Origin of the sequence: Pandoraea aquatica, from assembly GCF_902459565.1 — a bacterium.
GTDB classification, from domain to species: Bacteria; Pseudomonadota; Gammaproteobacteria; order Burkholderiales; family Burkholderiaceae; genus Pandoraea; species Pandoraea aquatica.
In genome coordinates, this window is sequence record NZ_CABPSN010000004.1 from 503758 (window position 1) to 529762 (window position 26005).

A 26005-nucleotide genomic window follows, 5' to 3' on the forward strand; every position below is an offset into this window, starting at 1 on the left:
GATTGGAGCGTCGAGGACACTCATCAGTTCACTTTTCGAGGGTGTCATCAATGGAAGGTGACCTGACGCGGAACCTTTGGTGCAGCCCTTCGTCTTATCTGCCGTTATCTGTGTGGTGGGTTGCATCCCGTCACCTCTGTTTCAGCTTTGGCGAGCTGGCCGCCCAGAATGCCACGCCGGCGACCTCGTTTCCTCCTCATCGCCGTTCGGCATCTTTCCTTTCCCCCCCTCGATTTCCAGTCTTCGATAGTGAATATGTGAATCAACGCAAATGGGAATCATTTGCGTTGATATGAATTTTTCATTATGCTGTTCCTCTCTGTAAAACCATGACTGCGAGGGGAATAGCCCATGAAGGCGAAGACGATCGGCAAACTGGCGCGACTGACGGTGCTCGGCACCGCAATGGCCGCGGCATTCGGCGCGCAAGCGGACACCAATGGCGTGCTGAATCTGTACTCGGCGCGCCACTACCAGACCGACGAGCAGCTTTACGGCACGTTCACCAAGCAGACCGGCATCAAGATCAATCGCATCGAGGCGGACGACGCGGCGCTGCTGGAGCGTCTGAAGAGCGAAGGGGCGAAGAGCCCGGCGGACGTCATCCTCATGGTCGACGCGGCGCGTCTGGCCAAGGCGGACGAGGCAGGGCTGTTCCAGCCGACCAAGTCGGCCACGCTCGACGCGCGTATTCCGGCCAAGTTGCACGCCGCGAGTTCGAAGGCGGGCACGGACTGGTACGGCTTCTCCACGCGTGCGCGCGTGATCGTCTACAACAAGGACAAGGTCGATCCGAAGACGGTGCAGTCGTACGCCTCGCTGGCCGATCCGTCGCACAAGGGGCAGGTCTGCACCCGCTCGGGATCGCACCCGTATATGCTCTCGCTGGTGGGGGCACTGGTCGCGCGTGAAGGGGCTCAGGCCACGCAGAAATGGGCGGAAGGCATGGTGGCTAACTTCGCTCGTGCGCCGCGCGGTGGCGACACCGACCAGATCAAGGCCGTGGCGACGGGCGAGTGCGGTGTCGCGCTCGCCAACTCCTATTACTACGTGCGCATGGCGCGCTCGGACAAGCCGGAAGACAAGGCGCTGATGTCGAAGGTCGGTTTCATCTGGCCGGATCAGGCGGGCAAGGGCACGCACGTGAACGTGGCGGGGGCGGGCGTTGCCAAGCACGCGCCGAATCACGCGAACGCCGTCAAGTTCCTCGAATATCTGGCGAGCGACGAAGCGCAGCAATACTTCGCAAACGGCAACAACGAATGGCCGGCCGTGCCGACGACGAAGGTCGACAACGCGGCGCTCGCCGCCCTTGGCGAGTTCAAGGCGGAAGACGTGCCCATCGGGACGATCGCCAAGAACCTTCCGGAAGCACAACGCATTCTCGATCGTGCTGGCTATAAGTGATGAAGCGATGGGAAGGGCGTCGTGAAGTCGTGACGTCCTGAAAGAAAACGGGCGCCGGAGAGATTCCGGCGCCCGTTTTCGTTTTGGCGCGACAGTGGCTCATGACGTCGATCGTGCAAGGCCCGATGACGTCATGCCCGCCCACTCGCTCACTCTTCCAGCAGGTCGCCTTCTTCGCCCGGCTGATACATGTGGTAATCGCCGGTCGCGTAGACGCCCTTGTAGGCCGTCGACGATGCGGCTTCCGCGTCTTCGTCGTCATCGGTCTCGATCGGATGCGTCTCGGCAATGCGAAGCGACTCGCGCACCTGCGGCGGCTCGCATTCGGCGATCAGACGCAGCGCCTCGGCTTCGTCGTCGGCCACGACGTCGTAGGTGGTCACGAACTCAGGGGCGGGGCCATCCGGATCTTCGTCTTCCAGCGGCTCGTACCATTGACCTTCCACGATCAGATGCATCGCGCGGGCGGTGTCCGACTGCTCGTCGCGGGCGGCGCGCAGGGCCCACAGGGCGGCGTCGCTCCACTTGTAGTGTTGCACGGCTTCCAGCGCGGTCGCGAGCGCCTTTTCCTGGTCGCCCGATTGCTTGTGCGCGTGCGAAAGCTCTGCGAGCACGTCGGCCATGGAGACGTTGCTGCCTTCTTCGTCATGCTCCTGCGTGCGCAGCGCTTCGTAAGTGGCGATGGCCGCCTTCGGCTCGCCCTGTGCGTTGAACAGGTGCATGCGAAGTGCGATGGCGTTCTCGATGAAGGCGCGTCCCGTCTGGGCGAGATGCGGGCTTTCGAGCGTGCGGTCGAGGCGCGTTTGTGCGGCCGCGAAATCGCCCTGGCGCGTGAGCGCGTTGGCGTGATTAAAGTCGACGATCACGAGGTCTTCGTCCGGCGCGCAATTGCCTGCGGCCTCGTAGGCTTCGATGGCGGCGGGGAAGCGTCCGAGATCGGAGCGATAGTTGCCGAGCAACTGCCAGAGCAGCCAGACGCCGGGCGCGTGGGCGACACCGGCTTCGAGTACCGTCACAGCCTGTTCCATTTCGTCCATGTCGGCGTAGGCCATTGCCTGCACCTCATAGGCGCCCGAGTACTGCATCGACTCAAGCCGTTTGCCGATCTCCAGGGCCGTTTCGGGATCGCCGGCTTCCAGGTGGGCGAAGGCTTCCGCCATCAATTCGTCTTTCTCGGACATTGCAATTTCTCCTTCGGGGACCGCTTTGGGGGAAGGCGTACCGGCAGCGAGTGCGCGGTATCGTCCCATCATATAACAGGCATCGTGACAGCCGGCATCGTCGCAGCGCGAGGCAATGCGTGGGCGTCACGATGGGGTGTTCGGGGCAGGGGAGGCACGCGCCGTAGCGGTGCAATGAAAAAGCCGCGACGGGGTGTCGCGGCTTTTTTCGTGATGCGCAGGCGTGGGATCGTAACGATCAGCCGCCGCGGCGCATCAGGTCGAAGAACTCGGCGTTGTTCTTCGTCTGCTTGATCTTGCCAAGCAGGAATTCCATTGCTTCGGCTTCGTCCATATCGTAGATGAGCTTGCGCAGCACCCAGATCTTCTGGAGGATTTCCGGCTTGATCAGCAGCTCTTCGCGACGCGTACCCGACTTGTTCAGGTTGATCGACGGATAGACGCGCTTTTCCGCCAGGCGACGCTCAAGGTGCACTTCCATGTTGCCGGTACCCTTGAATTCTTCGTAGATCACGTCGTCCATGCGGCTGCCGGTTTCGATCAGCGCCGTGGCGATGATCGTGAGCGAGCCACCTTCTTCGACGTTACGCGCCGCACCGAAGAAGCGCTTCGGGCGTTGCAGGGCGTTGGCGTCCACACCGCCGGTCAGCACCTTGCCCGACGCCGGGATCACGGTGTTGTAGGCGCGGGCCAGACGCGTGATCGAGTCCAGCAGAATCACCACGTCTTCTTTCATTTCGATCAGGCGCTTGGCCTTCTCGATCACCATTTCGGCGACCTGGACGTGACGCGTAGCCGGTTCGTCGAACGTCGACGCGATCACTTCTCCGCGCACCGAGCGCTGCATTTCCGTCACTTCTTCCGGACGCTCGTCGATGAGCAGCACAAAGAGCTTGGCTTCCGGGTGGTTGGCCGTGATCGCGTGGGCGATGTGCTGGAGCATCACGGTCTTACCGGATTTCGGCGAGGCGACCAGCAGACCGCGCTGGCCCTTGCCGATCGGGGCGATCATGTCGATGATGCGGCCCGTCACGTTCTCTTCACCGCGAATGTCGCGCTCGAGCAGCAGCGGCTTGTTCGGGTGCAGCGGCGTGAGGTTCTCGAACATGATCTTATGTTTCGAGGCCTCGGGCGGGTGGCCGTTGACTTTGTCGACCTTCACCAGCGCGAAATAACGCTCGCCGTCCTTCGGCGTACGCACTTCCCCTTCGATCGTGTCGCCGGTATGCAGGTTGAAACGGCGGATCTGCGACGGGCTGATATAGATATCGTCCGTGCTGGCCAGATACGACGTCTCGGGCGAGCGCAGGAAACCGAAGCCGTCCGGCAGCACTTCGAGCGTACCGTCGCCAAAGATGGTTTCGCCGGACTTTGCGCGCTTCTTAAGAATGGCGAACATCAGCTCCTGCTTGCGAAGGCGGTTGGCGTTCTCGATTTCGAGACCGTTCGCCATTTCTAGCAGCTCGGAGACGTGCTGGGACTTTAGTTCGGATAAATGCATACGGAGGTGCCGTCCGCTGGACGACAAGTGAATGATCAGGGAAAAGTGAGCGAACGCTCGAAGAACTTTGGGGTGCTTTTGGGCGGATTATATAGCAAGCAGCGTCAGGCGCAAGCACTGCGCCGCCTGCTTGGTGCCGGGCTGTCGCACTGTGGCGACAAAGGCCCCGGCACTTGCCTCAGGCGCTTTACAGATTGCCGTCGAGGAACGAGGTCAGTTGCGACTTCGACAGGGCGCCGACCTTCTGAGCGGCGACAGCGCCGTTCTTGAACAGGATCAGCGTCGGGATGCCGCGAATGCCGAACTTGGCCGGCACGCCCTGGTTGTCGTCAACGTTGATCTTGGCGATCTGCAGCTTGTCGCCGTATTCCTTCGACACTTCGTCCAGGATCGGGGCGATCATCTTGCACGGACCGCACCATTCAGCCCAGAAGTCGACCAGCACCGGCTTGTCGGAATTCAAAACGTCGGCTTCGAAGCTGGCGTCGGAAATGTGCTTGATATTTTCGCTCATGAGTTTTAATGCCTCGTCTGACTATTCGGAAACGTCCGATGAAAATGGCGCCATACGCCGTTTGCTTTCACCGACGCTGGAGATGTCACCCAGCTTTCGCGGGCGTGCATTCTCCATATGGAGGCTGCAATCGCGGGCTTCAATAGCCCTCGCCAATGCAGTTTGTGCTCATCTTAGCGGAAATTGCCAACGCTTGCGCGCGCTGCTCCCACGTCGCGACGACGCGCCCGCGAGCGCTTGCCGTCCCACTTTCTTGCATGTTGGGCTTCTGTTGGCGCGTCGACTCTGGTAGAATCTCTCCCTGACGGGCCTCCTCGCATGGTGGCGCGGCCAATCTGGTCAGGTCGGGAACGAAGCAGCCACAGCCGTTTTCTACCAGTGCCGAGGGTCAGGCTCGTCACCTACCTCCTTGTTTTATCGATGTTCCTCGCGCGTTCTGCGCATTCACGATTCCCCTTGAAGCCTCATCCCGTTGCCCTCATTGTCGATGGACGGAACGCACTGGTCGTCGGTTGTGCCATGTCGCTTGCGATGACGGCGTTCGTCACATCCCGCGTCTCGCGTGGTATCGACGGGCTTGGTAGAATCGCCCAACATTTTTTTCTATCGCACCGATAGCCCGCCAACAGGCCACTGGATTTCGCTGGATGCGGCAGGAAAATCGGGCCTGATCGACGTCCGATCGGGCGTTGACATCGGTGCGGAAGCCCAACGCCGAACTGTTACAATTTGGCATGACCTATCAAGTACTCGCGCGCAAATGGCGCCCCAAAGGCTTCTCGACCCTGGTGGGCCAGGAGCATGTCGTGCGTGCGTTGACGCACGCGCTCGAGCAACAGCGCCTGCATCACGCCTATCTGTTTACCGGCACGCGCGGCGTCGGCAAGACGACGCTTTCGCGCATTCTGGCCAAGGCGCTCAATTGCGAGACGGGGATTACGGCGGAACCTTGCGGCGTCTGTAAGGCGTGCAAGGCCATCGACGAAGGGCGCTTCGTCGATTACGTCGAAATGGACGCGGCCTCGAACCGTGGCGTCGACGAAATGACGTCGCTGCTCGAAAAGGCGGTCTACGCACCGGCGGACGCGCGCTTCAAGGTCTACATGATCGACGAAGTGCACATGCTCACCGGGCACGCTTTCAACGCGATGCTCAAGACGCTCGAAGAGCCGCCCGCGCACGTCAAATTCATTCTCGCGACGACCGATCCCCAGAAGATTCCGGTCACCGTGCTTTCCCGCTGTCTGCAATTCAATCTGAAGCAGATGCCGGCAGGGCATATCGTGTCGCACCTTACGAACATCCTCGGCGAAGAAGGGATCGAGAACGAACCGCAGGCTTTGCGTCTGCTCGCCAAGGCGGCGGGCGGCAGCATGCGCGATGCGTTGTCGCTCACCGATCAGGCGATCGCCTACGCCGCCGGACCGCTCACCGAGACGGCCGTGCGCGGCATGCTCGGCGCGATCGACCAGAGCGTGCTGGTGCGTTTGCTCGACGCGCTCAAAGATGAGTCGCGCACGGATCTGCTCGCGATTGCCGACGAAATGGCCGAGCGCAGTTTCTCGTTCGCGTCGGGGCTGCAGGATCTCGGCAGCCTGCTGCACAAGATCGCACTGGCGCAATACGCGCCGCAGGCCGTGTCCGACGACTGGCCCGAAGCGGCAGACGTGCGACGTCTGGCCGAAGCGCTGTCGCCCGAAGCGGTTCAGCTTTATTACCAGATCGCCACGCGTGCGCGCGGCGAACTCGGTCTCGCGCCCGACGAATACACCGGTTTCTCGATGGCGCTGTTGCGCATGGCGGCGTTCACGCCGCTGCTCGCAGGCGGCACGCTCGCCGAGCCGCCGACGCCACAGGCCGCAGGTGCTGCGCGGGCGATGCCCACATCCGCATCGGCCGCGCCGGCGCCGTCACGCGCCCCAATGGGGGGCGAGCCGGCACCGCGTGCATCGGCTGTGCCGTCCGCGTCTTCAGCAACATCGGCGGCGCCGGCAGCCCAACCTGAGGCGCGCCGCACGCCGGCCGCACGCACCAGCGCCCCGACCGACGGTGCACCGATGTCGCCGGCCCGTGCTGCGCTTGCCGCGCTGAACGCGGGACGCAAAGGCACGGCGGGGCGCACCGGTGGCGGCACCAACGCCAATCGCGCCGGCACGGCACGGGCATCGGACGAAGCACCGGCCGGTGCCGATCCGGAGCCCGAGCCTGCGGCATCTGCGGGGACGTCAGCCGCAGCACCCACCCCGGCGGCACCGCGCGCCTGCGTCTATCGTGAAGCCGACGGCGTCGCTCCGGTCTTCACCGGTGAATGGCCTTCACTGGCCGCAGAAATCCCGGCAAGAGGTCTTGCGCAACAGTTGGCCTTCCAGAGCGAGCTAACGGAGGTGGCAGGGCGCGCCTTGCACTTGCGCGTGCCGCTGCGCCAACTGGCCGATGCGGCGACCTCCGACAAACTGCGTCAGGTACTCATGGAGCACTTCGGCGGCGACGTGCAACTGCACGTCGAGTTGGGGCAGGTCGGCACCACGGCGGCTTCGCTGGCGGCGGAAGCTACTGCGGCACGGCAACGAGCGGCCGAACAGTCGATTGCCGACGATCCGCTCATGCGTGAGCTGATCGAGGAATTCGACGCCCAGATCCTTCCGGGAAGCATTCGCCCGGTACAATAAGCAAGTTCGCTTTCGCAAAAGGACGATGGGTTTTCGAATCCATCGCCCTAAACGCGCGTTTGGTGTATTCCTGTCTCCGTGGCAGGTCGCGAACGCGCTGCGTGGAAAGCACCCAACAGGCACCCCACACGATTTACAGGAGTCAAGATGCTGAAAGGAAACATCGCGGGTCTGATGAAACAGGCTCAGCAAATGCAGGAAAACATGAAGAAGGCGCAAGAGCAGTTGGCGCTGCTCGAAGTCGAGGGTCAATCGGGCGCCGGTCTCGTGAAGGTCGTGATGACGTGCAAGTACGAAGTGCGTCGCCTGACCATCGATCCGAGCCTGCTGGCCGACGACAAGGACATGCTGGAAGACCTCGTGACCGCCGCGTTCAACGACGCCGTGCGCAAGGCCGAAGCGACGGCGCAGGAAAAGATGGGTGGCCTGACCGCCGGTCTGCCGCTGCCGCCGGGCTTCAAGATGCCGTTCTGAGCCTGACCAGTCAGCTTCCATAGAAAGACGACGCATGCCCCAGCTCCAGCTCTCGAGCCTTCAGGAACTCGTCGACGCCTTGCGCGCGTTGCCGGGTGTCGGCCCGAAGTCCGCCCAACGTATCGCTTACCATCTGCTGCAACGCGACCGCAAAGGCGCGGTGCGGCTGGGCGAGGCGCTGGTGCATGCCTCCGAGCAGATTCGCCATTGCGCGCGCTGCAATACCTTCACGGAAGTGGAAATCTGCGAGACGTGCCTCGATCCCGAGCGCGACACAAGCCTGTTGTGCGTGGTGGAAACGCCCGCCGATCAGAACATGCTTGAGCAGACGATGACCTTCAAGGGCCTGTATTTCGTCCTCATGGGCCATCTGTCGCCGCTCGACGGCGTGGGGCCGGGCGAGATCCATTTCGAGCAACTGATTCGCCGCGCCACCGACGGCGTGGTCAAGGAAGTGGTGCTCGCCACCAACTTCACCAACGAAGGCGAAGCCACCGCCCACTACATCGGACAGACGCTCAAGGCGCGCGGATTGCGCGTCAGCCGGCTCGCGCGAGGCGTGCCGGTCGGGGGCGAACTGGAGTATGTCGACGCCGGCACAATCGCCCGCGCCGTCCTCGACAGGCATACGCTCTGAGCATGACGCGCACGTGACGTCGTGCGCCTTTGCGCGTAGGTACTCGTACTCTCATCCAATCGGATTAGCTGTTATTCGCTATATCTGGGCATATCCCCGTCCTCTATGCTGAATCTGCCGACTTGGGGACCCAACAACACGGGGAACACCATAACTCCCGGGCGGCGTGGGGCCGTTTAACCTGTTGCGCATATCCCGGTCTTAGACCCAATAATTTGCGCACAGGCACTGCTTAGGCAGGGAGTTAAGGTATGGCTAACGATACCGGGCGCACCCTGATTTACGCTTCCCGAAAGCATAACGACGGTTTGCTGTCGTTTTTGGGAGAGCAAGGCTGGCAAGTCGTGCCGGCCAAGAGCGCCAGCGACGTCGGTCGCATTCTCAATCCGGGGGTCACCAGCGCAGCACTCATCGACCTGGCGAGCGGTTATAGCGACCGCGAGATGGGCGCATTCGAGTCCTGCATGCAGCCGGCAACTGTCGGCTGGGTTGCCGCAACAAATCCCGAACAACTTTCGACGACATCGATCCGTCGCCTCATTCGCGACTATTGCTTCGACTACGTCAACGTGCCCTGCACGAACGATCAGCTCGCGCATTCGATCGGACATGCATGGGGCATGGCGTCGCTCTGTGAAGTGCCGATCATCACGCCGCAAGTCGGCGGCGATCAGGAGATGGTCGGTACGTGCGAAGCGATGCAGCAACTCTTTCGCACCATTCGCAAGGTCGCCAATACCGATGCGCCGGTGTTCATCTCGGGCGAGTCGGGCACCGGCAAGGAACTGAGTGCGGTGGCGATCCACGAGCGCTCATTGCGCGCGAAGGGGCCGTTCGTCGCCATCAACTGCGGCGCAATTCCGCCACATTTGATGCAGTCCGAACTATTTGGCTACGAGCGTGGGGCTTTCACCGGTGCCAACGCGCGTAAAGTCGGCCGCGTCGAGTCCGCCAACGGCGGCACGCTGTTCCTCGACGAAATCGGCGATCTGCCCATCGAGAGTCAGGCGAGTCTGCTGCGCTTCCTGCAACAGGGCGCGATCGAGCGTCTGGGCGGTCACGAAGTCATTCCGGTCAATGTGCGCATCATTTCCGCGACGCACGTCGATCTCGAGACGGCCGTGAAAGAGGGGCGCTTCCGTATGGATCTGTTCCATCGTCTGTGCGTGCTGCGCGTAGACGAGCCGCCGCTGCGCGCGCGGGGGCAGGACATCGAAATTCTTGCCCATCACGTGCTCCAGCGTTTCAAAGGCGACAACCATCGCAAGATCCGCGGTTTCACGCAATGCGCGGTACAGGCGATGTACGAATATCACTGGCCGGGTAACGTGCGCGAGTTGATCAACCGCGTGCGTCGGGCCATCGTGATGGCCGATAGCCGCATGATTTCGGCCAAGGATCTCGACCTTCTGCCGTGGGTGCCGACGTTGGTGCGCACGCTGGAGGAAATTCGCGCGGAGGCCGAAAAAACGGCCATCGAGCAAGCGTTGCTGCGCCACTGTCACCGTCTGACGGAAGTGGCTGCAGAGTTGGGAATTTCGCGCATTACCCTGTACCGCCTCATGTGCCGGTACGGATTGCGCGGTGACGAATCGGGCGTGCCGGCCTGATATCTTCTGGCGAAGAGAGGGCGACCGTCCTGTGATGAGCAGGGCGGTCGTTTCTTTTTGGGATCCTGAATATTTCACGGTCGATGCGCTGTGCGATGCCTAAAGCAATGCCTAAAGCAATGCGTCCGTAAGGCGTGAAAACATCGCGCATCAAACGCATTCTCCCCACCTGTTTTGCCCCATCGTCGCATTTCGCGACCGCTGCCATCGCCAATAACGACGGGCGATTCCGGGCATTCCCATGATGTCTTTCGATGCCACCGTTTCATACGCTTTGCGTTGCCTCAAATATCGAAACATCGGGTGCAAGGGTTGTCCCGCACAGACATCAAAGATGAAACATCCGGGGTGAAAAGCGCGCTGTCGAAAAAATCGGGCGACTGTGACGGACCTGTGTCGTTTCGTTCCGACCCCCACGATCTGCCGCAAATCTGTCACGCGAGATCCTTGTAAACAGGGCGTTTGCGGCATGCGTCTCTGCTCGCGCCGATATCGTTCGTAGTTCGGAATGTTTGAGATGTGCGTCGATGACGTGACAAACCCCGCCTGGCACCCCCCACGTATCAATGCTGAAACGTTTTCGGCCACTCATCCCGGCGTGCCAGGAGGGGCGAAAATTTAACGTCAATGTTTTCAAGCACTTAAGCGGGGTGGCACGGAAGTCGCTTTATTGGTCCGGGCAAGGAGGACACAGCGATGCGAATTCTCACCACCGAAATGCAGTACCGCGTACGACACGGCGCAGGCGCACTGAGTGCAGCCATCGTTGTGGCACTCGGACTGTGTGCTGCACCGGCACAAGCGCAGGACAACATCTCGCGCTCGCCGCTCATGCAGCTGGCAATGCTCACTGGCTCGATGGTGCCGGCATCGTTCACGACGCCGTCGATGCCCGCCGCCCCGATTTCCGATGCGGATGCCGCCATTGTGGCACCGGTCGCCGACGCCGCCTCCGTGGCGCCGGAGCAAGTCCCCGCAGTGGCCGGCAACGACGACAGCCAGACCATCGGCGCGTCGAATATGCCGCTCGCCGCTGCCCGTATCGACGACGAACAACTGGGAAGCCAGCGCGGCCGAAATCTGCAGGGCGCCGCGATGGTCAAGTCGCCCGGCATGGCACTCGCCAATGGTGTGACGTTGTGGGACGAACTGCCCGGCGGTATCACGCCGACGCCGCGTCCGCAGCAACTGTCGAACGGCGTGGGCAATGTCCAGGTGACGCGTGTGACCTACACCACGCGGTGATCGACATGACCCAATTCTCTCTCTCGCCCGCTGTGTTCGCCACGTTGCTCGTGGCGCTCACGCCGGCAATGCTCCCCGGCCAGGCCAAGGCCGAGCCGGCGACGCCGGGCGATATCGTGATCGAGCGCAACATCGGCCCGCGTATCGCTTATCGCGGCCTGCCGCGCGATGAGAATGCGATCGGTCTCGCCGTCTCGGCGTTTCCTACGGGACCGTTCGGCACCGCGTTGGGTTCAGTAACGGCAGTGACGGATAACGATCTGACGGCGCACGCCTCGGCCGGGCTCGTGACCGGTGCCGTGCGCTCGGGGATGGATCCGGTGATGGGCGTGCTCGTCGGCAACGCCCGCGGCGGTAACGCGCTCAATACCAGCAACGGTGTCGGCGGTGGTTTCGCGGCCGGATCGGCGGGTGGCGGTATCGGCAGCATCGGCACGCTCGTCCCGTCGGTGATCAACTCGGCGCTTGCGCCGCTCTCCACGATCGGTGCAGCAGGAGCGGCGAAATGAGCGCACAACGCAATGCCTTGCGCGCCATCGCGCTGGCCGCAACGACCGCCTTGACTGTCATCAGCGGCGTGTCGCAGGCACAGGACATCTGGATCACGAACGGTGAGCTTCTCGGCACGCACGCCACCATCGAGAACGGTGCTGCGGTCGGTGTGGCCGGCGCCCTCGGTGTGAATCAGGCGGCCGGTGTGAATAACGCTCAGGCGAACAGCACCGTGCTTTCCAACGGCGGCGGGCTGACGGCTGGTACGTCGAGCACGAATCAACAGGCACTCGTCACCACGACGACGGGGGCCGCAAGCGCCGCAATTCAGGGCAATGCATTTTCAGGCACCTCGGGGGTGACGCAAGTCAACCAGGCGAGCGGTGCCGGCAATCTTCAACGCAACGCGACCGTCATTGTGACTGGCGATGCGTCTGGAGTGGCGAGCGTATCGGATACGGCACTATCCGCTGCGATCTCCAAGGGTGGCCCGGCTGGCCACAACAACCTTAACGATCAGTTCCGCACGGCGTCGATTTCCGGTGACGCCTTCCGCGGGGTGAGCGGTGTGTTGCAAGTGAACCAGTCGGCTGGGATAGGCAATGTAACCGCAAATGTTTTTGTGCTCCGTCCCCCGGCGGGCACATCTTTTTAACTGGGTAATTCTCTCGTCAAGGAGATGGTCATGAAAACGAAAGCAATTGCAGCGGCTGCACTGCTGGTAGCAACGGGAACCGCGATGGCTTCCCCCAATCACCAGCAATATAGCTTCTCGTTCATCGGCAACGAGACCAACGTTCTGAACCTGGTCGGCATTTTCGGTCTGGTCGGCATTCGCGGCTGCGTCACGGTGGACAACACCGGCAACGCCGTCGTGCAGAGCAACCAGAGCGTCGACGTGCACCACGTCAACCTGAAGGGACCGCTGATGGGCACCTATGTCACGGGGCATGTGACGACCGGTGTCGATTCGAAGACCACCACGGTTTCGAACACGGGCGGCGCTTATCTGATCGGTGGCGTGACCACCACGTCGTATAACAACACGACGTCGTGGGTCAACGCAGAAGCCAACGGTCACCTGAACACCAGCCAGTCCTTCCAGGCCGGTGCCGGGTATGTGGCAGGGCAGTCGAGCTCCGGCTCGGGTGGCTTCATCACTGGTGGCGGGTATCAATACTCGAACATCGCCGGTGGCGGAGGCATCATCGGTGGCGGCGTGATTCCGCTTCCTGGCGGCCTCGCTCTCTATGGTGGCTATCTGGTCGGCAACTTCGGTGCAGGTCAGGGCTCGGCTTGGGGTGGCTACGCCTACGGTCAGCAGTCGCAATCGGCCGCAGGGTTCCTCGCCGGTGGCTTCCTGAACACGCAGAAGAGCTTCGACGCAGCGTTCCATGGCCTGTTCAACGCAGGTCAGGCGTCGGTCTCGAGCGAGTCGATTGCCGCAGGCGCACTGTGGGGCTTCTCCGATACGTACACGAAGTCGACTGCGTGGCAGAAGGGTGCCATTACGGTGCACTTCAACACGGCGCAATACCAGACGATGGGTGCAACGCTCGGCAACGGCGCATTGGCTAACGCCAACGGCAACGTCGGTGTGAACGTGGCGGCAGGTGCCGACAACGCACAGGCCAACAACGTCGCGATCGCTTCGCTCAACGCTCAGCCGGTGTATGCCTCGGCCCAGGTGTTCTCGAACCAGTCGTCGAAGGGTTCGGCAAGCCTCTCGCAGTTCATGGTCAATGCCAGCGTGGGTGACGGCGCTCTCGCCAACGCCAGCGGTAACGTCGGCGTGAACGTGGCCTCGGGTATCGGCAACGTGCAGGGCAACAGCATGGCCGCGGCCGTATCGCAGTCGACCGGCTGGTACAAGGGCGGTGCAGCCAACGCAACGGCTCAAACCGACCAGTCGGCCAGCATGAAGGCCTCGGGTGACTTCGTCGCCAATGCCTCGCTCGGCGCCGGTGCGCTCAAGATGGCAACGGGCAACGTGGGCGTGAACGTAGCAGCCGGTATCGGCAACGTTCAGTCCAACAACTTGTCGATCTCGGCAATCAAGTGATGTAGCCAACCGGTCCGGAGAAACTTCCGGACCGGTTTTTTCATGAGGTGTGTCATGAATGATGCGCGTCGTGCCGCAGTGAGGATCGCTACCGTTTGCGCTCTGGCGTGCGCAAGCGTGGCCGGGCACGCGCAGTATGCATCGGTGAACCTGGAGTCTTCGACCGGTGTACCGGCGGTCAAGAAGATGCGCTCGTTCAAATCGATGCACTACGTGAATCTGGTCCAGCAGGAATACGACTTCAGTTGTGGTTCCGCAGCACTGGCAACGCTGCTGCGTTATGGCTACGGGATCAACATTCCCGAGACCGAAATGATTCAGCGAATGATGGCGTTCTCTAATCCGGACACCGTCATCAAGAACGGGTTTTCGATGCTCGACATGAAGAAATTCGTGGAGACGCTCGGACTCGAGGGGCGCGGATTCAAAGTCGACGTAAGTGCGCTTTATGACCTGAAGATCCCGGTCATCGCACTTATCGACGTCAACGGCTATCAGCACTTTGTGGTCATCAAGGCAGCGAAGGACGGGCGTGTGTTCGTGTCCGACCCGGCGCTGGGCAATCGCATCATCGAGCAGGCCGATTTTGCCAAGCAGTGGAATGGCTTGGTGCTGGCGGTCATCGGCAAGCCGTTCCTGGAGGATTCACCGCTGCTCAAAGGAAACGAATCCCTGGCTGCCAAGTTGCGCGATGGCGCGCTGGCGACCGGGACGTCACCGACCCCGATGGTGGACTTCGGCATCATCCGGGCGGACCTGTTTTGAGACCAGACCATCATGAATCGATACGTCCCGATGCTGGCCATCCCGCTGCTTGCAAGCGCCGTGCCGGCGTTCGCCTCCAACGTGGTGCCTGAGGGCTGGACGCCTGTGAGCGATGAAGTGCTCTCGCACGCGACCGGCAAGTACGCACAACAAAACATGATCTCGGGCTTTCAGCTCGTCATGCAGTCTCAGTGGCAAATGCCCACCGGCGCGAGCCTGCTCGCCACCGGCGTGCTTGGCGTGAATCAAGGCCAGGTGCAGACCGGCTCGTCGACGGCCATCATCCCGGGCGTTGTGAATGCCATCGCCCCGACCACACAAGCGGTGACCGGCACCGCCAACGCACTGGTCAATGGCGTTGCGCAGATTACGCAGGTTGCGGGCGATGCCAACAACGCGCTGAACAAGGCCATCATCCAGTACGGTCCGGGCGTGTCGCTCGCCCTGTTGGTGCCGATCAGCAACCAGTCGACCAGTAACTCGAGCACGACGGTCGGCAACCTCAGTGCGAGCGTGGCGATCAGTTCGGCCGGCATGCAGCTCTCGCTCAATACCCCGAACGGCAATCTCGGCCAGAGCGTCGCAGGCGGTGCGGGTGGGGCGATGAATCAGATCATGCAGGTCGTTCAGGTAGCAGGGAACGCGCAGCAGGTGATGAACACCATGACGCTGAGTCTGCAGACGAGTGCGCTGACGTCGGGCGGCCTGCGTCAGCTCGGCATTCAGAACGCGATGGCGAATATGGTCGCCATTCGGCACTAAACGCATTTGAAGCGACGCATTTGAAGTGAACGGAAGTGAAAGGTAGGGCGCAGCAAGCGAAGTGACGGCGTCGTGGTCGATGCATTCGGCGCGACGCCGGCAGCAACGTCCGGCAGGTCTATGCCGGACGCCATGACAACTAGACGTGGGGCGCCGCCGCAAAACACTCGCGGCGTACAAGAAGGTGATGTCGGCAGGACCCGGGCAGGGTGCATCGGCGATGCTGTTGACGCTTTCGATCTCTGTCTCGTGTTCCGTACGCATCACCCCGCAGTCGAGCAGCAAGGACAACCGTTGTTGCAACACGTGTTTGTTGGATTGCGCGCGGACACCCGTCCGCTTTTTCACCCGGGGGGGATCATGAACACTCACCGCTTTTTTCCCGTTGCCGCTATTCCGTTGGGGGTACTGCTTTTCACGCTATCGGCCCAGGCTCAGGAGCATACGGACCCATCGCCGGATAACCGTCTCCAGATGTTGATGGACATGGTTGACCGGCAGCAGCGGGAAATTTCTTCTCTGAAGCAGCGCCTCACGGATATCGAGATGGCGCAACGCGGTCGCGGTCTGACCGCGTGGGATACCGCGCAGATCGCGCAAGTCTCGCCGGGCGATGGCTCGGCCGCCGGCTCCGCAGGTACACCCGGTGGCGGCGCTGCCGGGGCGGCCGGACCGACGTCGGCCACACCCATCGGCGAGACGCAGCAGATGCAAAAGAGCGAGACCGACTCGCAACGCACGCCTGCCGAAGAAGCCGTCGTTCAGGCGCAGCACGCGCCGCTTTTCGACCGCAAGCTCACCATCGATGCGGGTATCAGCTACAGCTACTACGATCGTCGCCAACTGGTGCTGAGCGGCTTTCTCGCCCTCGACGCCATTTTCCTCGGTCAGTTGAACCTCGGCCAGACCAAGGCCAACGTGTGGACGTTCGACGTCAACACGCGTTACGGGGTGACCGACCGGTTGAGCGTGGCGTTCGACGTGCCGTACCTGTACCGCAACTCGGACTTCATCTCCGGCGGGGTCGGCGGTGCGGCATCGTCGATCAGCGATATCAGCAAGAACTCGGCGAATATCGGCGACGTGAACGCGTCGTTGTACTACCAGCTCATGAAGGAAAACGCCAACTGGCCCGATATCGTGGCGTCGTTGCGTGTGACCGCGCCGACCGGTACGTCGCCGTTCGGCATCAAGCTGGGAACACCCGACCCGACGAACAACAACCTGACCACGCCGTCGCGGCTGCCCACCGGTAACGGCATCTGGGCCATTACCGCTGGCCTGTCGTTCCTGCGCACCTACGACCCGATCGTCTTGTTCGCGAACGTGGCGTACACGTACAACGTGGCGAAGTCGTTCGACGACATTTCGACTATCGAAGGCGTTGTGCAGCCTGCCAAGGTCAAGCTTGGCGATATCGTGCAGGTGGGGGCGGGGATGGCGTTGGCGCTCAACGACAAGACGGCGTTGTCGATCTCGTATTCGACGGCCATCTCGCGCGCGACGAAGACGGCTTCGCCGGGTGGTCCGTGGACGACGGTGGCAGGCAGTACGACCAACGCGGCGTCGCTCAACTTCGGCATCAACTACGCCATCAACAAGCATTGGACGGTCAACGGTTACGTCAACGCCGGCATGTCGCCGGACGCACCGAACTACGTGATCGGGGTTCGTTTCCCGTACACGTTCTGAGGCGTGATCGGGTAGGAGAAATCAGCGAGCGGCCGCAGATCCCATGCGGCCGCTTGCATTGACCTTGAGGTTGGTGGCCATCATGCCGGTCGTCTGCGGCATCGAGGAAACGGCAATCGTTGTGCGTGGCTGCGCCGTGGCGGGCAGCGATGCCTGCGTCGGTTTGGGCGACGGGGCGGGCGGAATCACTTCGTCCCAGAGTCGAACGTTGTTGGCAACGGTGGCGGTCGAATTGACCGGAGCGATGGTGGTCGGACCGGCGTTGCCGATGCTGGTGACCAGGCTTCGCGACACGTTGGCGGCGTGAGTGCTGGCGAGCAAGGCGTCGCTGACTGTCGCCGGGATACCGCCCATGCCGACGATGTCGGCCTGCGCAGTAGTCGCAAAGCACGCGGCGGCAAGACAAAACACCGCGCTGCGCGTCGTGCTGACGGAAATTTTGAACATGGCGTGCCCCCCGGCCTCCGCTGACTGTCCTCTCAGACTTTTTGTATTTTATTGCGTCGGATGAGAAAAGAAAGGGGAAAAAGTAATAGCGGAATTTCTGAAATTTGAGTAAATAATTTACGCAAATTGCGGATTGTCGCGCTGAGGCAACAGGGATAAGGCTCCGCGAGAAAGGGATTCGCCGCCATGCGGGCTTAGCGCATAAACTGGCTTGAAAGCAAGATGACGCCTTATGTGTAAACCGTGACGAAGGTTGGAGGATTTCTTCGGATTTTCTTCAATTTCGTCCTGCTAAAAGCAACGCTAAAGGCGCAGCACGTTCGAAAAGAAAGCGGGGCGGCGGCATGGGGATGCCGACCGGAATGACAGGGGAAATCATGCGTGTGCTGGTCCTAGGTGAGGCTGCCGCCTGGCTGAGCGGCCTCCAGGTCGCGTTGCAAACCGAAGCGAACGCGACGCCGCCGGTCTTGCGTCACGTCGATAGCGTGGCGACGCAGGACTGGGTATGGCTGCGCGAGTTGCCTTCGCGTCGCGCGCTCGTACTCGATGAGTCCGTGGCGCGTACGCCCGCGCTCGACACTTTGTGCTCGGCGGCTGCCGAGTGCGTTCCGCCCGTGCCGGTCATCGTCGTCGGCGATGCGGGTTTTCCCGATGAGATCATCCGCTGGCTGCAAGCCGGCGTCACGGCGTGTTTGCCGTGGCCGAACTCGGTGGCACGTATTCGTTCGGTGTTCGACCTGGCGTTCTCCGGCGGGCGCTTCGTGCCGGAGGAGGCGCTCTCGGCGTTGCTGGTGTTGTGGCGTCAGGAGGCGTTAGGCGAGGCGCTGCCGCTCTCCCGTCTGCCGGTGTTTCCGCTTGGCGGGGACAAGGCGACGCAACTGGCCGAGTCTGCGTTGCTCGGCATCTCTCAGCGGCAATACGAGATTCTGGCGCTGCTCTCCCGAGGGCTGTCCATCAAGACCATATGCCAGCAGCTCGTGATCTCCGAAGGCACGGCGAAGACGCACGTGTCGGCGCTTTACCGGCGTCTGGGGGCCCGCAATCGTGGTGAGGCCATTTATATTGCAGCGCAGCGTGGCGCGCGTCATCTGTTCGAGACGTGATCGATCGCTAACGGGCACCCCCCGCTGAATCGGCGCAATCTTCGGAATCTGCGACGAACTGTCTCGGAATCGTCCGGGATTCCCCTTGAGGCTATTGGCCGATAGCCGACTGCCGAATTACTATACAAACTTCATTTGCCACCCATATGCACGGACGCTGCCTTCATGGCAGTGTCCCGAACTCGACGGTGATGGCCGTCGACGAGGCTCAGGAGTCCAAGCGTTGTCTAAGTCGTCTACGCCGTTCGCATCCACTTCGCCGCAGGGCGACCATGCGTCTGCCGCACCCGCCCCCCAGTCTTCCGACGCTTCCCGTCAATCTTCCGAATCGGCCAATGCGGCCAAGCCATCGAACGGCATGCCCGGTTTCGGCGCGCTCGCCGGTGTGAAGGTGCTCGAGCTTGGCACGCTTATCGCCGGCCCGTTCGCGGCGCGCATGCTGGGCGAGTTCGGCGCGGAGGTCATCAAAATCGAAGATCCGCAGCACGGCGATCCGTTACGCAAATGGCGCAAATTGCACCCCGACGCAGGGGGCACGTCGCTGTGGTGGGCCGTGCAGGCACGTAACAAGAAGTCGGTGACGATCAACCTCAAGTCGCCGGAAGGTCAGTCCATCGTGCGCAAGTTGGCGGCACAGGCGGACATCGTTGTCGAGAACTTCCGCCCTGGGTTGCTGGAGCGCTTTGGATTGGGCTACGAACAGTTGTCCGCCGACAATCCCGGGCTGGTGATGGTGCGCCTGTCCGGTTACGGTCAGACCGGCCCGTATCGCGACCGGCCGGGGTTTGGCGCGATTGCCGAGTCGATGGGCGGATTGCGGCATATCACGGGCTATCCGGAATTGCCGCCACCGCGCATCGGCATTTCCATCGGCGACTCGATTGCGGCGCTGCATGGGGTGATCGGCGCGATGATGGCGTTGCATCACCGTAATGTGAATGGCGGGCGAGGGCAGGTCGTCGATGTCGCGCTTTACGAAGCCGTCTTCAATCTGATGGAGAGCGTGGTGCCCGAGTACAGCGTCGCAGGTATGGTGCGTGAGCGCACCGGGGCGTCGCTGCCGGGAATCGTGCCGTCGAACACTTATCCGTGCGCTGACGGCATGATCGTGGTGGGCGGCAATAGCGATCCGATTTTCAAGCGGTTGATGCACGCCATTGGCCGTGCCGATCTCGCGGAGGATCCGGGGCTGGCGCATAACGACGGTCGCGTGCCGCGCACGCAGGAGATCGACGACGCCATCGGCGGCTGGACGCAAGCGCGCTCCATCGATGAAGCGCTGGCCGTGCTGCAGGGCGCGGACGTACCCGCGAGCCGCATCTACACCGTGGCCGACATGTTCAAGGATCCGCAGTTCATCGCGCGTCAGATGATCCAGCGTCATACGTTCCCGGACGGCACGCCGATCGATCTGCCGAACATCTCGCCGAAGCTCTCGGAGACGCCGGGGCAGACCCAGTGGCTCGGCCCGGAACTCGGCGCCCACACGGACGAAGTGCTTGGGCAACTGGGTTATGATGCCGGGCAAATCAAAGCATTGCGCGAGAACGGGGTCATCTGACACGGCACTACGCGCAAAGCGCCACGGGCGCGGCAGCAACCGCGTCCCGTCAATAAAGCACGTCGAACTTACAAAGAAAGAACGCTGCAACCACGGAGACAACACCACCATGCAAAGACGTCAATTCGTCACGGCACTGGCCGCGACCGGCCTGATCGGCGCAGGCATTCGCCCCGGCTTCGCGCAAAACAAGCTTGAGAAGACCAAGGTCGCGATTGCCGTCGGCGGCAAGAACCTGTTCTATTACCTGCCGCTCACGATTGCCGAACGCCTGAACTATTTCAAGGACGAAGGGCTCGACGTCGAAATCTCGGACTTTGCCGGTGGCTCCAAAGCGCTGCAGGCGCTGGTCGGCGGTAGCGCCGACGTGGTGTCGGGCGCTTACGAGCACACGATTCTGCTGCAGGCGAAGAACCAGTACATTCGTGCGTTTGTGCTGCAAGGCCGCGCGCCGCAGATCGTGTTCGGCGTGTCGAACAAGACGATGCCGAACTACAAATCGATTGCCGATTTGCGCGGTAAGAAGATCGGCGTGACCGCACCGGGGTCGTCGACCAACATCATGGCGAACTTCGTGCTGGCCAAGGGCGGCATCAAGCCCAATGAAGTCGCTTTCGTGGGTGTGGGCGCGTCGTCCGGTGCGCTGGCCGCGATTCGCTCGGGCAACATCGACGCCATCGTCAACCTCGACCCGGTCATCACCATGCTGGAGCGCGACAAGGAGATCCGCGTGATCTCGGATACGCGCACACTCAAAGAGACGGTCTCGGTGTTCGGCGGCAATATGCCCGCAGGCTGCCTCTACACGAACGAATCGTTCATTCAGAAGAATCCGAACACCACGCAGGCGCTGACCAACGCGATGGTGCGCGCGCTGCGCTGGCTTCAGACCGCCGGGCAGGCCGACCTGATCAAGACGGTGCCTGAAGCGTACCTGCTGGGTGACCGCGCGTTGTACCTCGATGCCTGGAGCCGCGTGAAAGAGGCCATCTCTCCCGATGGTCTGATCCCGGCCGACGGTCCGGCGACGGCGCTGCGCACCTTGCAGGCGTTCGACGAGACGGTCAAGGGCAAGACGATCGATCTGTCGAAGACGTTCACGAACGAGTTCACGAAGAAGGCCGACGCCAAGTACAAATGATGACTGCGCCGGCTCTGAGTTTCGACAGCATTACGTGCACCTTTGTCGCCCGCGACGATCGATCGAAGCGTTATACGGCCGTGGCCGATACGTCGCTCGACATCGCGCCGGGCGAGTTCGTTTCGGTCGTCGGGCCGACGGGGTGTGGCAAATCCACGTTGCTCAATGTGGCCGCGGGTTTGCTCGCCCCGTCGTCCGGATCGATCAAGGTCTTCGGTGAGCCGCTCAAGGGCATCAATTCGCGCGCTGGATATATGTTCCAGGCCGAGGCACTGATGCCCTGGCGCAACGCGATCGACAACGTGACCGCAGGACTGGAGTTTCGCGGTGTCGCGCCGGAGGAAGCGAAGGCGCGCGGACATGAATGGCTCAAGCGCGTGGGACTGGGCGGTTTCGGCGATCGATATCCGCATCAGCTCTCTGGCGGCATGCGCAAGCGTGTGGCCATGGCACAGACGCTGATTCTCGATCCCGACATCATCCTGATGGACGAGCCGTTCTCGGCACTCGACATCCAGACGCGTCAGCTCATGGAAAACGAGTTGCTGGAGCTGTGGGCCGCAAAGCGCCGCGCCGTGCTGTTCATCACGCACGATCTCGATGAGGCGATTGCGTTGTCCGACCGGGTGGTGGTGCTCGCCGCAGGGCCGGGCACGCATCCGATCGGGGAGTTCCGGATCGATCTGCCGCGTCCGCGCGACGTGGCGGAAATTCGTAACCATCCGCGCTTCACCGAGTTGCACGCCCAGATATGGGATGTGCTGCGCGAGGAAGTCCTCAAGGGCTACGCACAACAGTTAAAGGCGGTCTGAGTGGTCATGTGGCAAATCGCCGGCATTCTCACGGTCTCGCTGAACTGGCTGAACTGGCCGGGGTGGCTCGACTGGATGGACTGGTTCGATTTGCCGGACGGCTTTGGCCTGTTCGACTGGCTGGTCTGATGACCGGTCCGGCCGCACGTCTGATATTCCCGGAATTCGTTCGTCATGCGTAATCGTTCCATCATGCGGCACCTGCGCCTGTGGCAATGGCTGCTGCTGGTCGTAGCATTTCTCGTCTGGTACGTCCTCACCAGCCCGACGCTGCTGCCCGCGTTCTATTTCGACAGCCCCGACAAGGCGGCTTTCTTCTTTGGGGAGCCGCAGAAGGTGCTGCTCCAGGTCTGGCAGTGGTTCGCCAGCGGGGAGATCTATCTGCATCTGGGCGTGACGTTGCTCGAGACGGTGCTGGCGTTCGCCATCGGCACCGTGTTCGGGCTCGGCGTGGGGCTCTGGCTGGCGCTTTCGCCGAGTGCGGGAGCCTTGCTCGATCCGTACATCAAAGCGGCCAATTCGATGCCCCGCGTGATTCTCGCGCCGATCTTCGGCGTGTGGTTCGGGCTCGGTATCTGGTCGAAGGTGGCGTTGGGCGTGACGCTGGTGTTCTTCATCGTCTTCTTTAACGTCTATCAAGGCGTGAAGGAAGTCAGCCCGGTAGTGCTCGCCAATGCGCGGATGCTGGGGGCCAATCAGCGTCAGTTGTTGCGCCGTGTGTATTTGCCCAGTGCCACGAGTTGGGTGTTCTCCAGTCTTCACAACTCGGTCGGACTCGCGTTCGTCGGTGCGGTGGTCGGCGAGTATCTGGGATCGTCGCGCGGCGTCGGGTACCTGATCTTGCAGGCCGAAGGCACGTTCGATATCAATGCGGTGATCGCCGGGGTGCTGATTCTCACGGCCTTTGCGCTGGTGCTCGATGGACTCGTCGGCGTCGTGGAGCGGCGTTTGCTGGTCTGGCAACCGCAAGCCGGAGAGACCGAAAAGATGTAACCGGATGTGACGGAATGACGCCATGAAGCGGGCGGGGTGGTGCGCCACCGATGCCTCGATGGCGTCATATCCGAGCACCTTTCCTCGGTTACAATTGCCGCATGCGAATCCTGCTCAGCAACGACGATGGGTATCAGGCGCCAGGCCTGGCCGCGCTCTACGAAGCGCTGGCACCGCTTGGCGACATTACCGTGGTGGCGCCCGAACAGAACTGTAGCGGTGCGTCCAATTCTCTGACCCTGCAACGGCCGCTTTCTGTCTTCAAAGCGCCCAATGACTTCACCTTCATCAATGGCACGCCGACCGATTGCGTCCACGTGGCGTTGACCGGGCTGCTCGAGGAGCGGCCCGATATCGTGGTCTCCGGCATCAATAACGGCCAGAACATGGGCGAAGACACGCTGTACTCCGGTACGGTGGCGGCTGCGACCGAGGGCTTCCTGTTCGGGATCCCTTCGTTCGCCTTCTCGCAAGTCAATAAGGGCTGGGATCATCTCGACAGTGCGGCCCGTGTGGCGCGCGAGGTGATCGAGCGTTATATGGAGCGGCCGCTGGGCGCGCCCTTCTTGTTGAACGTCAACATTCCCAATTTGCCGTATGAGCGCCTCAAGGGCGCGCTGTCGACGCGTCTTGGGAAGCGACATCAATCGCAGCCGGTTATCCGTCAGGAGAATCCGCGCGGCGAAACGATTTACTGGATCGGTCCGGCTGGCGACGCGCGCGACAGCAGCGAAGGCACCGACTTCCATGCCGTGGCGCACGATTACGTCTCGGTGACCCCCTTGCAACTGGATCTCACGCATACCGCACGACTTGGCGTCGTGCACGATTGGCTGGCCAGCGCAGGGGTAGCCCAACGATGACGACACCGCCGAAGCGTTTTCCTCTTCCTCTGGCCGAAGTGATGACCCGCCGGCAGCGCAAAGCGCCGGTGCTCGACAAGGCGTCGCGTGCGAGTCCGGCCGGCGCGCCGCCTGCTGCGATGACGCGTGGTACGTCGCAGGCGAATCAGGGAAGTGGGAAGACGCCGACCGGCGGTAACAGCAACAATTTGCGGGCGGCGTCGACGCCGATGGCGGGCGCGTCCGCGCGACCTGCCGGGGCGCAGACCGCGCACGCGGTCGTGCCGAAGGGGTTGGCGCGGCCGGCCGCTGCGCCGCACGCGCAACCGGCACCGCACGGTTCGCACGCCTCACACGTCGCCAAGCACACGCCGAGGCCGGTGGCCAAGGCGCATAGCGCGGGTGTCGCCCAGAAAGGCGGTGCCGTTGGCGGTGTCGTGGGCAAAGGTTCAGTCAAGACGGTGACGAAGGCGGCCACGACGTCAGTCGGTACGGCCAAGCCTGCCGTGGGCGTCGGCGCAGGGGCCATCGTGCGTACGAATACCGCGTCGGTTCTGAATTCGCCGGAGGGCATCGGGCTGACGTCGGAGCGCGTGCGTGCGCGTATGGCTGAACGCGTTGCGGCATCGGGCGTCAAACACCCGGGCGTGCTGGCGGCGCTGGCCACCGTGCCACGTCACGGTTTCGTCGACGCCGCACTGGCCAATCAGGCCTACGAGGACGCGGCGCTGCCCATCGGTCATGGACAGACGATCTCGAAGCCGTCGGTCGTGGGGCGCATGATCGAACTGCTGCTCGCGAGCGGACGTCCGCTGGAAAAGGTGCTGGAAATCGGTACCGGATGCGGATACCAGGCGGCAGTTTTGTCATGTGTAGCGCGGGACGTGTACTCCATTGAGCGGGTTCGTCCGTTACATGAACGTGCCAAAGCCAATTTGCGTCCGTTGCGTGTGCCGAATATTCGTCTGCATTACGGTGACGGGCGTCTCGGATTACCTGCGGTCGCGCCGTTCGACGGCATTGTGATCGCTGCCGCCGGCCTTGAAATTCCGGATGCGCTGGTCGATCAGTTGGCTGTCGGCGCACGGCTCGTCGCCCCGGTGGGCGGCGAGCAACAAATTTTGACCCTCATCGAGCGCATCGGTGCGCGCCAGTGGCGCGAGACGCAGCTTGATAGGGTGTTATTCGTCCCCTTAAAATCGGGCATCATTTAAGCCCGTCGGGTCTATTCTGCGGAGGAATTGAGTGAATTTGCGAGCGGGTTTCCAACAACGCGTCGCCAGTGTCCTGTTGCTGAGCATGCTGGCAGCGTGCGCATCGCGACAAGTCGGGGCGCCGGTCGTCGACCGTACCGTAGGCGGTACGACGACCGACAGTAGTCTGCCGGGCGCGACTGCGCCGGTGATCGACAATACGCCGGTGCCGCCGGGTTTCTATCGCGTTAAGCCGGGCGACCGCCTGTATCGCATCGCGCTGGAGAACGGCCAGAACTACCGCGATATCGCGCGCTGGAACAACATCCAGAACCCGGACCAGATCGAGGTCGGTCAGGTATTGCGCGTGAAGCCGCCTGCCGGCGATACCGGCACGCCGCTGCCGCCGCCGGTGGCCAGCACGCCGCCGAGCAACGGCAGCAGCCCGGCCGCCGTGCCGCCTGCCGTGGTGCCGCCGCCGGCGACGTCGTCGAACGCCACCGCGCCTTCGGCCGTCTCCAGCGGTGCGCTGCAATTGTCGTGGCCGGCTGCTGGCACCGTCGTCGGCCACTTCGACGACTCGAAGAACAAGGGCGTGAATATCGGCGGTAAGGTCGGCGATACCGTCTTTGCGGCCGGCGCGGGTAAAGTCGTGTATTCGGGGGCAGGGCTGCGCGGCTATGGCAACCTCGTCATCATTAAACACGACAGCACCTTCTTGACGGCGTATGCGCACAACAGCAAACTGTTGGTCAAGGAAGGCGACTCCGTGACGCGGGGTCAGAAAATTGCCGAAATGGGTAACTCGGATGCAGATCGCGTGATGCTGCACTTTGAGGTACGTAAGGATGGCAAGCCTGTGGATCCGGAGAAGTATTTGCCGCCTCGATAAAATAGGCAGG

Annotated in this window: 25 protein-coding genes and 1 other RNA gene; 22 read left to right on the top strand and 4 right to left on the bottom strand. The window is 62.2% G+C overall.

The features are described from left to right. Positions 1-351 precede the first annotated feature (351 nt). Positions 352-1407, top strand: coding sequence for an extracellular solute-binding protein (locus PAQ31011_RS16575; RefSeq protein ID WP_150576840.1), 1056 nt, complete (start codon positions 352-354; stop codon positions 1405-1407). A gap of 149 nt (positions 1408-1556) precedes the next feature. Here the strand turns inward: PAQ31011_RS16575 and PAQ31011_RS16580 are convergent, their stop codons facing one another. From PAQ31011_RS16580 to trxA, 3 genes are all read right to left on the bottom strand, one after another. Then, entirely contained in the window at positions 1557-2588 is a 1032-nt protein-coding gene (locus tag PAQ31011_RS16580; protein WP_150576841.1) for a tetratricopeptide repeat protein, read from the bottom strand. A gap of 238 nt (positions 2589-2826) precedes the next feature. Continuing rightward, positions 2827-4089, bottom strand: coding sequence for a transcription termination factor Rho (rho, locus tag PAQ31011_RS16585; protein ID WP_039399112.1), 1263 nt, complete (start codon positions 4087-4089; stop codon positions 2827-2829). Positions 4090-4276: 187 nt separating this feature from the next. Next, positions 4277-4603: a thioredoxin TrxA gene (gene trxA / locus PAQ31011_RS16590; RefSeq protein ID WP_150576842.1), complete on the bottom strand. Its 327-nt coding sequence runs from the start codon at positions 4601-4603 to the stop codon at positions 4277-4279. A gap of 303 nt (positions 4604-4906) precedes the next feature. Between trxA and ffs the strand changes: the two genes are divergently transcribed. The 12 genes from ffs (at position 4907) to PAQ31011_RS16650 (ending at position 17011) form a co-directional block, all read left to right on the top strand. Continuing rightward, positions 4907-5005: signal recognition particle sRNA small type (gene ffs / locus PAQ31011_RS16595), an RNA gene on the top strand. A gap of 332 nt (positions 5006-5337) precedes the next feature. Further along, complete coding sequence (gene dnaX, locus PAQ31011_RS16600) at positions 5338-7272, top strand: DNA polymerase III subunit gamma/tau (protein WP_150576843.1); 1935 nt, start codon at positions 5338-5340, stop codon at positions 7270-7272. Positions 7273-7419: 147 nt separating this feature from the next. After that, positions 7420-7746 carry a YbaB/EbfC family nucleoid-associated protein gene (locus PAQ31011_RS16605; protein WP_150576844.1) on the top strand — a complete coding sequence of 109 codons (327 nt, stop codon included), beginning with the start codon at positions 7420-7422 and terminating at the stop codon, positions 7744-7746. A gap of 34 nt (positions 7747-7780) precedes the next feature. After that, the gene (recR, locus tag PAQ31011_RS16610; protein WP_039399107.1) at positions 7781-8383 is read left to right on the top strand and encodes a recombination mediator RecR; all 603 of its coding nucleotides are present in this window, start codon (positions 7781-7783) and stop codon (positions 8381-8383) included. 251 nt (positions 8384-8634) lie between these two features. Beyond that, positions 8635-9993 (top strand): sigma-54 dependent transcriptional regulator, encoded by a 1359-nt coding sequence (locus PAQ31011_RS16615; RefSeq protein WP_039399105.1) that lies wholly within the window; start codon positions 8635-8637, stop codon positions 9991-9993. 696 nt (positions 9994-10689) lie between these two features. Then, positions 10690-11238 (top strand): hypothetical protein, encoded by a 549-nt coding sequence (locus PAQ31011_RS16620; protein ID WP_150576845.1) that lies wholly within the window; start codon positions 10690-10692, stop codon positions 11236-11238. Positions 11239-11243: 5 nt separating this feature from the next. Then, positions 11244-11747, top strand: a complete 504-nt coding sequence (locus PAQ31011_RS16625) for a hypothetical protein (RefSeq protein WP_150576846.1) — start codon at positions 11244-11246, stop codon at positions 11745-11747. Then, complete coding sequence (locus PAQ31011_RS16630) at positions 11744-12385, top strand: hypothetical protein (protein ID WP_246179614.1); 642 nt, start codon at positions 11744-11746, stop codon at positions 12383-12385. The genes PAQ31011_RS16625 and PAQ31011_RS16630 overlap by 4 nt, the downstream gene beginning before the upstream one ends. Before the next feature lie 30 nt (positions 12386-12415). After that, the gene (locus PAQ31011_RS16635; RefSeq protein ID WP_150576847.1) at positions 12416-13792 is read left to right on the top strand and encodes a hypothetical protein; all 1377 of its coding nucleotides are present in this window, start codon (positions 12416-12418) and stop codon (positions 13790-13792) included. A 54-nt stretch (positions 13793-13846) separates the two neighbouring features. Next, positions 13847-14557: a C39 family peptidase gene (locus tag PAQ31011_RS16640; protein WP_246179615.1), complete on the top strand. Its 711-nt coding sequence runs from the start codon at positions 13847-13849 to the stop codon at positions 14555-14557. A 12-nt stretch (positions 14558-14569) separates the two neighbouring features. Next, positions 14570-15319 (top strand): hypothetical protein, encoded by a 750-nt coding sequence (locus PAQ31011_RS16645; RefSeq protein ID WP_150576848.1) that lies wholly within the window; start codon positions 14570-14572, stop codon positions 15317-15319. 546 nt (positions 15320-15865) lie between these two features. Beyond that, positions 15866-17011 carry a hypothetical protein gene (locus PAQ31011_RS16650; RefSeq protein ID WP_343031679.1) on the top strand — a complete coding sequence of 382 codons (1146 nt, stop codon included), beginning with the start codon at positions 15866-15868 and terminating at the stop codon, positions 17009-17011. A gap of 21 nt (positions 17012-17032) precedes the next feature. On the opposite strand, the gene PAQ31011_RS16655 is transcribed toward PAQ31011_RS16650, so the two are convergent. Continuing rightward, positions 17033-17458, bottom strand: coding sequence for a hypothetical protein (locus PAQ31011_RS16655; protein ID WP_150576850.1), 426 nt, complete (start codon positions 17456-17458; stop codon positions 17033-17035). A gap of 377 nt (positions 17459-17835) precedes the next feature. On the opposite strand from PAQ31011_RS16655, the gene PAQ31011_RS16660 reads away from it, so the two are divergent. From PAQ31011_RS16660 to PAQ31011_RS16695, 9 genes are all read left to right on the top strand, one after another. Then, positions 17836-18561 carry a response regulator transcription factor gene (locus PAQ31011_RS16660; RefSeq protein WP_150576851.1) on the top strand — a complete coding sequence of 242 codons (726 nt, stop codon included), beginning with the start codon at positions 17836-17838 and terminating at the stop codon, positions 18559-18561. A gap of 358 nt (positions 18562-18919) precedes the next feature. Next, positions 18920-20122: a CaiB/BaiF CoA transferase family protein gene (locus tag PAQ31011_RS16665; protein WP_150576962.1), complete on the top strand. Its 1203-nt coding sequence runs from the start codon at positions 18920-18922 to the stop codon at positions 20120-20122. Between the two features lie 109 nt (positions 20123-20231). Continuing rightward, positions 20232-21263: an ABC transporter substrate-binding protein gene (locus PAQ31011_RS16670; protein WP_150576852.1), complete on the top strand. Its 1032-nt coding sequence runs from the start codon at positions 20232-20234 to the stop codon at positions 21261-21263. Further along, entirely contained in the window at positions 21263-22075 is an 813-nt protein-coding gene (locus PAQ31011_RS16675) for an ABC transporter ATP-binding protein (protein ID WP_150576963.1), read from the top strand. Before PAQ31011_RS16670 ends, PAQ31011_RS16675 begins: the two co-directional genes overlap by 1 nt. 6 nt (positions 22076-22081) lie before the next feature. Next, on the top strand, positions 22082-22204 hold the full coding sequence (locus PAQ31011_RS26910; RefSeq protein ID WP_257125701.1) for a hypothetical protein: 123 nt from the start codon (positions 22082-22084) through the stop codon (positions 22202-22204). A gap of 45 nt (positions 22205-22249) precedes the next feature. Continuing rightward, a complete protein-coding gene (locus PAQ31011_RS16680; protein ID WP_150576853.1) occupies positions 22250-23068 on the top strand; it encodes an ABC transporter permease in 819 nt (272 codons plus the stop codon). Positions 23069-23169: 101 nt separating this feature from the next. After that, the gene (gene surE, locus PAQ31011_RS16685) at positions 23170-23931 is read left to right on the top strand and encodes a 5'/3'-nucleotidase SurE (protein ID WP_150576854.1); all 762 of its coding nucleotides are present in this window, start codon (positions 23170-23172) and stop codon (positions 23929-23931) included. Then, positions 23928-25124, top strand: a complete 1197-nt coding sequence (locus PAQ31011_RS16690; protein WP_150576855.1) for a protein-L-isoaspartate(D-aspartate) O-methyltransferase — start codon at positions 23928-23930, stop codon at positions 25122-25124. The genes surE and PAQ31011_RS16690 overlap by 4 nt, the downstream gene beginning before the upstream one ends. A gap of 85 nt (positions 25125-25209) precedes the next feature. Continuing rightward, positions 25210-25995, top strand: coding sequence for a peptidoglycan DD-metalloendopeptidase family protein (locus tag PAQ31011_RS16695; RefSeq protein ID WP_150576964.1), 786 nt, complete (start codon positions 25210-25212; stop codon positions 25993-25995). Positions 25996-26005: the final 10 nt, after the last annotated feature.

Excerpts from the sequence above, each read along its gene's own strand:
- PAQ31011_RS16575 (WP_150576840.1), top strand. The coding sequence starts at position 352 with ATGAAGGCGAAGACGATCGGCAAACTGGCGCGACTGACGGTGCTCGGC.
- PAQ31011_RS16580 (WP_150576841.1), bottom strand. The coding sequence starts at position 2,588 with ATGTCCGAGAAAGACGAATTGATGGCGGAAGCCTTCGCCCACCTGGAA.
- rho (WP_039399112.1), bottom strand. The coding sequence starts at position 4,089 with ATGCATTTATCCGAACTAAAGTCCCAGCACGTCTCCGAGCTGCTAGAA.
- trxA (WP_150576842.1), bottom strand. The coding sequence starts at position 4,603 with ATGAGCGAAAATATCAAGCACATTTCCGACGCCAGCTTCGAAGCCGAC.
- dnaX (WP_150576843.1), top strand. The coding sequence starts at position 5,338 with ATGACCTATCAAGTACTCGCGCGCAAATGGCGCCCCAAAGGCTTCTCG.
- PAQ31011_RS16605 (WP_150576844.1), top strand. The coding sequence starts at position 7,420 with ATGCTGAAAGGAAACATCGCGGGTCTGATGAAACAGGCTCAGCAAATG.
- recR (WP_039399107.1), top strand. The coding sequence starts at position 7,781 with ATGCCCCAGCTCCAGCTCTCGAGCCTTCAGGAACTCGTCGACGCCTTG.
- PAQ31011_RS16615 (WP_039399105.1), top strand. The coding sequence starts at position 8,635 with ATGGCTAACGATACCGGGCGCACCCTGATTTACGCTTCCCGAAAGCAT.
- PAQ31011_RS16620 (WP_150576845.1), top strand. The coding sequence starts at position 10,690 with ATGCGAATTCTCACCACCGAAATGCAGTACCGCGTACGACACGGCGCA.
- PAQ31011_RS16625 (WP_150576846.1), top strand. The coding sequence starts at position 11,244 with ATGACCCAATTCTCTCTCTCGCCCGCTGTGTTCGCCACGTTGCTCGTG.
- PAQ31011_RS16630 (WP_246179614.1), top strand. The coding sequence starts at position 11,744 with ATGAGCGCACAACGCAATGCCTTGCGCGCCATCGCGCTGGCCGCAACG.
- PAQ31011_RS16635 (WP_150576847.1), top strand. The coding sequence starts at position 12,416 with ATGAAAACGAAAGCAATTGCAGCGGCTGCACTGCTGGTAGCAACGGGA.
- PAQ31011_RS16640 (WP_246179615.1), top strand. The coding sequence starts at position 13,847 with ATGAATGATGCGCGTCGTGCCGCAGTGAGGATCGCTACCGTTTGCGCT.
- PAQ31011_RS16645 (WP_150576848.1), top strand. The coding sequence starts at position 14,570 with ATGAATCGATACGTCCCGATGCTGGCCATCCCGCTGCTTGCAAGCGCC.
- PAQ31011_RS16650 (WP_343031679.1), top strand. The coding sequence starts at position 15,866 with ATGGCGCAACGCGGTCGCGGTCTGACCGCGTGGGATACCGCGCAGATC.
- PAQ31011_RS16655 (WP_150576850.1), bottom strand. The coding sequence starts at position 17,458 with ATGTTCAAAATTTCCGTCAGCACGACGCGCAGCGCGGTGTTTTGTCTT.
- PAQ31011_RS16660 (WP_150576851.1), top strand. The coding sequence starts at position 17,836 with ATGCGTGTGCTGGTCCTAGGTGAGGCTGCCGCCTGGCTGAGCGGCCTC.
- PAQ31011_RS16665 (WP_150576962.1), top strand. The coding sequence starts at position 18,920 with ATGCCCGGTTTCGGCGCGCTCGCCGGTGTGAAGGTGCTCGAGCTTGGC.
- PAQ31011_RS16670 (WP_150576852.1), top strand. The coding sequence starts at position 20,232 with ATGCAAAGACGTCAATTCGTCACGGCACTGGCCGCGACCGGCCTGATC.
- PAQ31011_RS16675 (WP_150576963.1), top strand. The coding sequence starts at position 21,263 with ATGACTGCGCCGGCTCTGAGTTTCGACAGCATTACGTGCACCTTTGTC.
- PAQ31011_RS26910 (WP_257125701.1), top strand. The coding sequence starts at position 22,082 with ATGTGGCAAATCGCCGGCATTCTCACGGTCTCGCTGAACTGGCTGAAC.
- PAQ31011_RS16680 (WP_150576853.1), top strand. The coding sequence starts at position 22,250 with ATGCGTAATCGTTCCATCATGCGGCACCTGCGCCTGTGGCAATGGCTG.
- surE (WP_150576854.1), top strand. The coding sequence starts at position 23,170 with ATGCGAATCCTGCTCAGCAACGACGATGGGTATCAGGCGCCAGGCCTG.
- PAQ31011_RS16690 (WP_150576855.1), top strand. The coding sequence starts at position 23,928 with ATGACGACACCGCCGAAGCGTTTTCCTCTTCCTCTGGCCGAAGTGATG.
- PAQ31011_RS16695 (WP_150576964.1), top strand. The coding sequence starts at position 25,210 with ATGCTGGCAGCGTGCGCATCGCGACAAGTCGGGGCGCCGGTCGTCGAC.